The organism is Rhodopirellula sp. JB055 (assembly GCF_043100905.1).
GTDB lineage: Bacteria > Planctomycetota > Planctomycetia > Pirellulales > Pirellulaceae > Rhodopirellula.
The window spans coordinates 23,722-32,062 of sequence record NZ_JBICHO010000576.1; the positions used below are offsets into that span (position 1 = coordinate 23,722).

Consider the following 8,341-nt stretch of genomic DNA (forward strand, 5'->3'; position numbering starts at 1 on the left):
CGCGAATTCCGCGGCGATACGCGATGGAGGGTCACCCCATTTCGGTTTTGATCAGATCGATCAAATCTTGGGTTTGCAGTTTTGCTGCCGCATCGGTGCCATCCAAGATGCCGGCCACCAATTCGCGTTTGTCGGCGTGCAGTTGAAGGATTTGCTCCTCGATCGTTCGCTCAGCGACCAATCGATACACGGTGACAGCACGCTCTTGTCCGATTCGGTGAGCCCGGTCGGTGGCCTGGTCTTCAACGGCAGGATTCCACCATGGGTCGAGGTGCAACACGTAATCCGCCGCGGTCAGGTTCAGACCTGTTCCACCGGCTTTCAACGAAATCAAGAACAAGTCGCCTTCGCCGTTTTGGAACGCATCGACGCGGCGTTGTCGTTCGTGCGATGGCGTGGCGCCGTCAAGGTATTGATACGAAATCCCGCGTTCATCCAGTGCGGCTCGTACCACGTTGAGGTGTTTGACAAATTGGCTGAACACGAGCGCCCGGTGGTTGCCTTCGCGAAGCTCATCGACCAACGACAGCAGCAATTGCAACTTCGAGGAGGTGCCTTTCCAGCTTGGTTCCACCAGCGATGGGTGACACGCAAGTTGCCGCAGACGGGTCAGCCACGACAGTGTTTGAATGCGACGACGGCCTTCGTGGGATGGCGCACCACCGCCAGCGGTGAGTTCTGCCAGAGCGGCCAAGCGAGCGTCTTCGTAGAGTTTTCGCTCGGGAGCAGACAACTCGGCACGCAGTGTGATCTCGGTGCGTGGCGGCAATTCTTTGAGCACCTTGTCTTTGGTTCGACGCAGCACAAACGGACGCACCAAACGAGCCAGCGATTCGCGGCGATCCGCGTCGTTGTGTCGCTCGATCGGTTCCGCAAAACGGCTCCGGAATCGTTGCCACGAACCCAGCAAACCTGGACTCAGCGTGCGGAACAGACTCCACAATTCGCCGAGGTGATTTTCCAGTGGTGTACCGGACAATCCCAAACGCCAATCGGCTTGGATGGTGCGAATCGCTTGCGACGTTTTCGTTTGTGAATTCTTGATGAATTGGGCTTCGTCGAGAACCAGTGTGTGCCAAGCACGCGACGCGAACCGTTTGGCATCCCGCTGCAGCAATTGGTAGCTGACGATCAACAAGTCGTTTGGCCCGGCGGTCTTGATGACTTCGTCGCGGTCACAATCCCGGTACAGTTTGCCAGTCAGTGCAGGCGTGAACTTTTCGGCTTCTCGAACCCAGTTTTCACCGACACTGGTCGGTGCCACGACCAACGCGGGGCCAGCGGGGCCGCGTTCGACCAAGATCCCAAGCGTCTGAACGGTTTTCCCCAGACCCATGTCATCGGCCAGGACGCCACCAACTCCCCAGCGACTCAGACGTGCGAGCCATCGGTAACCATCCAATTGGTAATCACGCAGGGAGGCGTCCAAGCCTTCGGGGCGATCGGGCGACCAATCCTGAAGCGAATCAAGTCGCTCAATCGCTTGGTGCCACGCCGCGGTGGTTTCGAGCGTGACGTCGTCGCCCAACACGTCGCGAGCCAACGGCACGGCGGCACCTGCCAAACGCAGTTGTCCCTTTTCGCTGACCAGGGTGTCGCCCAACTGAGTCAAGCGTTTTCGAAACGCTTCGCTGATTTTCGCGAATCGGCGATCGCCCACGCGAACCAGTTGCCGGTCTTCGCGAACGGCCGTCAACAAATCTTGCAGCGGCACATCGACACCGTCGACGGTCACGGTGCCCGTCATGCCGAACCAATCGGGCGAATCATCGATTTTGATTCGCAGTGACTTCGGTGTGATTTCGCCACGAACACGGAACGTTTCACCTTCGGGCCACACGATCCGAGGGGCTTCATCGCCGGCGTCATGCAGGCGTCCCAGCAAATCCAGGGCAGCGTGATCGGTCAGCGCGACCCACTCCATCGTGCTCTCATGAGACAGTCGGCTGAGTCCGAACCGCTGGACCGTTTTCTCGGCGGTTTCCAACTCGGCTTTCAAATCACGTTGCAAGCGAATGGGCCCGGTTTCCGCCAAACAAGGCACCAACTCGGGAGCTTCCCCGGGCACCAACGAATCGCGCAGTCGCGGCTCGTGCACTCGCAACGAAACCTTCAATCCTGCACCCGGACGCGGACGCATCTGCAGCACCAACTCGCAAGGTGCGGGCACGATCGGCCCAGCCAATTGCGGCGGCAATTCCACGCGGATCAACGAATCGATGGAACCAGCGGCCAATGCCAACCGGGACGCCGTGGCATGATCGAGCAAAGTGTCGCGGTAGTCGCCACGAAGCAAGAACTGGATGATTCCGATTGCGGCGGGATCGGCCAGCGTGCACAGCACGATGCGGTCATCTTCCGCGTCGGCCAAGGTGATCGCCGGTTCCACAGGGCTCAATCCACCCACCACGGTCTCGCATTTCTGCACATCGATGTCGATGCCGTCGACCGACAATCGAGGCTGAAACTGAACCTCCACCTTTTCGTCTTCCGAGATCAATTCGTCGGCGATCATCGTGTCAGTGGCTGTGACACTGGTGGCGGAGGCCGAGTCGGATTCTGGCATGTCCAGCGTCGCGGTCACGTTGTCGAGCAGCTCGTTGGCCGATTTCCCCGATCGCTTCTTGGTTTTTTTCGCGGTCGTCTTTTTCGCCGGGGACTTGCTTTCGGTTTGGGTTTTGGATGCCTTCGGCTTCTTGGATTTCTCGACTTCGACCGGTTGCAGCGTCAGCAGCAGTTGGCTGCAGAAGACTTCCACGGGCATCGCGTTTTGATCGTCCCACGCGACGTTTTCGTGACCCGCCAACATTCGTAGGGCTTCGAAGATGGCGTAGTTGTCGTCGTGCACACCGTGAGTCGGAACCGACGTCAGCGAGGCGATTTTGCTGTCCAGGGGATCGGTCAGCAGGTTTTGGTCCAGCAAATCGAAGCTGCGGACTTCGCGGCCTTTGGTCCAACCCTTGCCGCCTTTGCGTTGTTTTTGTTCGAACGGCGTGATCGTCAGCGGAGCCGTTTGGGAGGCCATGTTGACTCGTACCCGCCACTGCAATCGCGTGGGCTCGGCATCTTCGGCGGGTGCGGGACGCGAATTTTTGGCCCGTCGCAGCAATTCATCGACGAACTGCTTGCCGGCTGCCACCGCGTCGGCTTTCAAGCCGCCCAAGAATTCGATCAGTTGGCCGTTGCCGCTTCGCCGAGCGATTTGTTCTTGCAACCACCACGCAGCGGCCAAGGTGTGGGGGCACGATTGGTCCCGCAAGAACGCCACGCATCCGCATTGGCATTCGCTGGTCAGCTCACCCACCCCACCCGGATCGTCTTCGTCGACTTGGGGGATGATCTCGAGAGCCACGGATTGTTGCTTTTCTCGGTTCCCAACCACCTGGAAATCAAAACGAACGCCGTTGTCGCCTTGCGTCAGGGTCGGCGTCTTCACCGTCAGCATGGCTGCACGGGAATCGAAACTCTGGTCGTGAGAATCCACGAGACGCTCCACCGCCTCGCCCATCAGCAATCCGAGCGATCCGAGTTGGTCTTCCGCGATCCAGTCCATGCGTGTTGCTTCTCAGAAGGTGCGATTCAAAAAACGAGCGAAACAGGGTACACGCGATAGCGATCGAAAGCGATGGCGCAGAGTGACGCTGTTTTGCTGGCTGGCACTATGGACGATTCGTTCCCCATCGAACGCTCTTGTGCCCTGAACCAGCCATCTCGCAGTGGCCCGCCGAACCGACTACCATGTCAGCGCAAGGCGAAAGCCGGCGGTGTGGCGCGGGTCGCGTGCCAATCCATCCCACCCGGCCGCTTTTTTCGGATCCGCTTGGTTGTTTCCAACCGGATCGGGCAAAGGTGGTTGTGCACACGTTGTGTGCGGGATTTCCTTGAGAAAGAGACGCGGAGCAGACGTTGCCGTCTGGCGGTCTCGATCGCAAGGTTTCGCGGGCGGTCCTTCGATAGTTCTTGGACGCTGATTGGAAAGGCGTTTGGAATCCTCGGGCGGCCGCCGGGAATGAACGGATGGTGTGGCGACACGGGAATGCCACGCCGTCTCAGTTGCCAGGATGGTCCTGAGCAGCGTTCGGACGTTTCCCGATTAATTTTGTTCGATCTTTGAATCGCTGGTTGCCATGGGGCAAATGCATTTTGATGTCCCTGACGCAGCGAACGAGTTCTTCAAAACAACTCGTTGGGAAGACGCGTATCTGTGCGGCATCGAAGGGGTGCCGTGGCAGTCACGGAACACCTACTCAGGTGGTCGCTTCACGCTGACCCGCGGCGTTGACACGTCCGCCAAATTGTTCCTGACCTGCCCGATTCCCTCCATCGGGTACCGCCAACTCAGCACGTGCAGCCTGCGTTGTTTGGACCAAGCCCATCGATTGTTTGTCGAACTGGCTCGGGGAAGTTGCTACCGCGTGCGAGTTCAAGCCGACGTGTGGCAACGCGGCGGCTTGGTACTCAGCGATCGCTTTGACGATCTGCTGACGCGAGGCACCAAGCGGTTCTTGGATTCCACGCAGTGTGCACCCAACGATTCCTTGTGCGTCGAAGCCGCGCTGGAGGCCATCGAGGCCCTCGAACTCGCGTCCAATGAACTCGGCGATCTCTTTGCAACTCAGTCCATCGCCTATCGTCGCAGTCGCGAAAATCGGTTGTGCACCATGTTGGCGGTCGGAGTGCTTCCGCCACTGCCCGCCACCGAAGTCACACCGGACATCGAATCCGGTCGGGCAGGCACTTCCATTGACGAACAAACCACGATCACGCGAGCGTTCAATGCCGCGGCGGTGCGGATCAGTTGGAGCGAGATTGAAACCGATTCGGGACGACCTCATTACGAACCCATCGACGAAGCGTTGACTGCCTGTGCCCAAATGGGGCTGCGAGTGATCGGCGGTCCGGTGATCGATTACCGCTCCGGTCTGCTGCCCGATTGGCTGACACTGCTTGAAGATGATTTCGAAAAGCTGATGTCAACGATGATCAGTTTCGTCGAAAAAACGGTCGAGCATTTTCGCGGCCGAGTGAACCTGTGGAACGCAGCCTCGGGGTTGAACGTGGCCGGTCCGCTGGGGTTTGACGACGAACAGGTCATGCGGTTCTCGATTGGGATCCTGCAAACGATCCGCCGCTGTGATCCCAACACACCCGTGTTGATGTCATTGGATCAACCCTGCGGCGAATACTTGGCTCGCGATGATCAGGGGATCAGCCCGCTGCATTTTGCGGACGCGTTGCTGCGAAGCGGGCTGGGGCTGGCTGGCATTGGATTGAATTTCCGGTTCGGTTTCGAAGAGGGTGACACGCATCCGCGATCGGCCGTCGAATTCGGACAAATCATTGACCGTTGGGCGACGCTGAATGCACCCTTGATGGTGCAGCTTTCCGTCGCCGGTGCACCGGGCAAAGACGACCTGGCTCGGTCGCCCCGTTCAACGCGGCCGCTGTCGCCGGACATCAATGGCGAGCCGGATTCGTGGGCCAAGGCTCAGTTCGAATTCGTTCAGCCGTTGATACAAACGCTGTTGTCAAAACAAATCGTCCACGCCGTGGTATGGGACGGTTGGTCGGATCAACACCCGCACATGACCCCGCACGCTGGCGTGATCGACGCCAAAGGCCGCCCCCGTCCGATGCTGGCCTACCTCACGAAAATCCGCGAAGAAATGCTGATGTGAGATCGTGGCAAGCCGCTTGAATTTCCACATCGATGTCACGTGGAATGGTGTGGACGCCTCGCTTTGTTCCAAAGCATTGGCTTGGTCGCCAGGTGGTACCTGGCCTACCTCACTGGCCTACCTCACGCTGCGCGGCGTTGGTTCTCGTTGGAATCCAGTGCGGGAACGTGAGCTCGTTTGCGACGGAGGTCTCGCATGATTGCGGCACTCTCGTGCAACTTGCCTTCGAGCACTCGCATCCGGTCTTGCATCTCTGCGTTGGCGTCCAGGCTTTGATCCAGTTCCGCCGAAACCCGTTTGAGTTCCGCCGTCAAATCTTTGACCTGGGCCTGCAATGCCGCGACTCGTGGTTCGTTCTGACGCGCCGTTTGCAGCGATTCTTTCGTTGACTTCAGCTCTTGCGTCAAGCGTTGGACCAGCGAAGTTTGTTCGTTGATCCGAGCTTCGAATTGTTCTTGGGAACGACGCAGCGACTGGACTTGTTGATTGCGTTCGTCGACTTCCTTTTGCAACTGCGTTTCGCGTTGCTTTTGTTGGTTGAGCTGTTGATTCAAACGCGTGGTTTCGCTGGTGCGTTCCGAAACGGTTTGCTTCAATTTTTCAAACTCAGGACGCACGGATTGCAAACGTTCGATTTCTGCCCGGTGACGGGTGACAGCACTTTGCTGCTCTTGCAGATCACTTCGAAGTTGTTCGATGGCTTTGTCTTTGGATTCGATGGTCGCTTCCAGTTGTTTGGCTTCGCTTCGCAGTTGTTCGGTGGATGCATGGATTTCTTGCAGCGTTGTCTCGTGCCGATCACGCTGGACGATGGCTGAGGCCAGGGAGGTTTCGGTCGTTTCCAAACGCGAATGGGTGGAGGACAACTCCGCCTGAGTCTGCTCGAGCTGCGATTCTGCGGTGCTCAGTTTCTGCTGGGCCGCAGTCAGCTTGGATTCCGATTCCGCTAACTTGGATTGACTTTCGTGCCAATGGGCTTGGACCGAGTTCAATTCCGTTTGAGTTTGTTGGAGTTCCGATTCAGTGGTCGAAAGTTTGGCTTCGGTTGTCGTCAATTTCGACTGCGTTTCGTTCAAACTGGATTCGGTGTTCGCCAGTTGCGAGACGGTGTCTTGGAGCTTGGAATTCAGATCCTCGTACGTCAGGTCCAGCCGTTTTTCGAGCTCGGAAAGAGCGGTCTCCGCGACCACACGGCCGTCGATTGCTTCTTGGATCCGAAGGGTTCGCTCGTCCAGTTCCTCTGCCAATTCTTCGCGTTCGCTTTGCAAGGTTTGCAGTTTGAGCTCGTGCTCTTGAAGCGTGGATTGAAGTTGTGTGCGAGCCGTTTTGAGTTCGTCGACCTCTTCGGACCGAGCTTCCAGTTCGGCGCGAACCGTTTGAACGGTTTCTTCGTGGCGCGTGGCTGTCTGGATCGCAAGTTCATGTTGTGATCGAAGGTGTTCGTATTCTTGTTGCAGTTCAGCGAAACGTTGTCCGGTTTCGTCGTATTCGTTGGCGACGTTTTCGCGTTCGGCAGCGAACTGGTCACGCTGCAGGATGGCTGCGTCCCGCTGGGTAACTGCTTCTTCGATGCGTTGAACCAATGATTCGTTGGCCTCGGTCAGCGACTGGATTTCTTCGTTGGCCGCATTCAGGTCCGATTGAATTTTTTGGTACTGATCTTGGGTGTGTTGTTGTTCGGATTGCAGCGAGGATTGTTGTTGCTGAAGCGAGTTGAGGGTTTCGTTGGCTGCGAAGACTTCGCCGCGAGTGACTTCGATTTGGCGTTGCAGTTCTTCGTTTTGCGTTTGCAACTGCTCGTTGGCTTGTTTTAAGAATTCTTGCTGCTTTTCACGGTTCGCCAATTCCTCGCCAGCCGCACTGGCGGTCTCCGCAAGCTCACGCATTTTCGCCGCGGATTCCTCGAACCGAGTCTCATTGTCCGCCAGGGCGGAACGCAAGGATTCGATTTCTTTCTCAGCTTGTTGCAGTGATTCGTTGGCCGCGTCGCGAGCCTTTTAGGCGTCTTGGGCGGCCAATTCAAAGCGACTGTGTTCGGCCCGCAAATGCCCCAGCTCGGTTTCGGCGCCGTGGGTCAATTGCTTTTGGTCCTTCAGCCACTGACGCAGTTGTTCGTTTTCTGCCTGCAGTTCATCGCGGCTGGTTTGCAGTGAGCTGATATCGGTCTGCAGGCCTAGAAAGTGATGCTTGCGACTGCGAGCCGCGGCCTTTGCTTTCGCATACTTTTTCTCCGCGTCCTTGATGGCGTTCACGTCACGGCTGCGGTCGCGATACCAGAGCAAATGCCCAACCAGAATGCCTCCCATGACAAACATGAAGGCGGACAAAAAGGGGATACCGATCCAAGTATTCATGGCAGACACCAACGCAAAACAATTGAGAACGCGTGGCAAAAACCACGCTCCAGATGGCATGTATCAAGCCACCGGTGGGCGTGTCGAGACCAAACCGACCAGTGAACTTCTGTTCGGTCCCCATTCGGGACCAGCCACAAAACGCCAAGCCACCCACCAAATCCCCGCACGATGGTCACCCAAGCCCACCAATCCCAACCCGACGCGTGAGCGAGGGACCACCCTCTGCGTCCGTAAGGTGCCACCCACCTTCCGCATTCCCGAAGTGTCAGCGAGGGACCCACCGGCTCGTTGCGATGGCATGCGACG

5 protein-coding genes are annotated in these 8,341 nt (G+C 57.7%); 2 read left to right on the plus strand and 3 right to left on the minus strand.

Translation table 11 applies throughout. The features are described from left to right. Positions 1-31: 31 nt before the first annotated feature. A complete protein-coding gene (locus ACF8AM_RS22520) occupies positions 32-3,553 on the minus strand; it encodes a DEAD/DEAH box helicase (RefSeq protein WP_392557814.1) in 3,522 nt (1,173 codons plus the stop codon). A gap of 574 nt (positions 3,554-4,127) precedes the next feature. Between ACF8AM_RS22520 and ACF8AM_RS22525 the strand changes: the two genes are divergently transcribed. Beyond that, entirely contained in the window at positions 4,128-5,678 is a 1,551-nt protein-coding gene (locus ACF8AM_RS22525; RefSeq protein ID WP_392557815.1) for a glycoside hydrolase family 10, read from the plus strand. Positions 5,679-5,800: 122 nt separating this feature from the next. On the opposite strand, the gene ACF8AM_RS22530 is transcribed toward ACF8AM_RS22525, so the two are convergent. Next, positions 5,801-7,618 carry a hypothetical protein gene (locus ACF8AM_RS22530; protein WP_392557816.1) on the minus strand — a complete coding sequence of 606 codons (1,818 nt, stop codon included), beginning with the start codon at positions 7,616-7,618 and terminating at the stop codon, positions 5,801-5,803. Between the two features lie 57 nt (positions 7,619-7,675). After that, entirely contained in the window at positions 7,676-8,032 is a 357-nt protein-coding gene (locus ACF8AM_RS22535) for a hypothetical protein (protein ID WP_392557817.1), read from the minus strand. Between ACF8AM_RS22535 and ACF8AM_RS22540 the strand changes: the two genes are divergently transcribed. After that, the coding region (locus tag ACF8AM_RS22540; RefSeq protein ID WP_392557818.1) for a hypothetical protein at positions 8,031-8,341 on the plus strand (311 nt) is incomplete at its 3' end. The two genes, ACF8AM_RS22535 and ACF8AM_RS22540, sit on opposite strands and share 2 nt — an antisense overlap.

Excerpts from the sequence above, each read along its gene's own strand:
- ACF8AM_RS22520 (WP_392557814.1), bottom strand. The coding sequence starts at position 3,553 with ATGGACTGGATCGCGGAAGACCAACTCGGATCGCTCGGATTGCTGATG.
- ACF8AM_RS22525 (WP_392557815.1), top strand. The coding sequence starts at position 4,128 with ATGGGGCAAATGCATTTTGATGTCCCTGACGCAGCGAACGAGTTCTTC.
- ACF8AM_RS22535 (WP_392557817.1), bottom strand. The coding sequence starts at position 8,032 with ATGAATACTTGGATCGGTATCCCCTTTTTGTCCGCCTTCATGTTTGTC.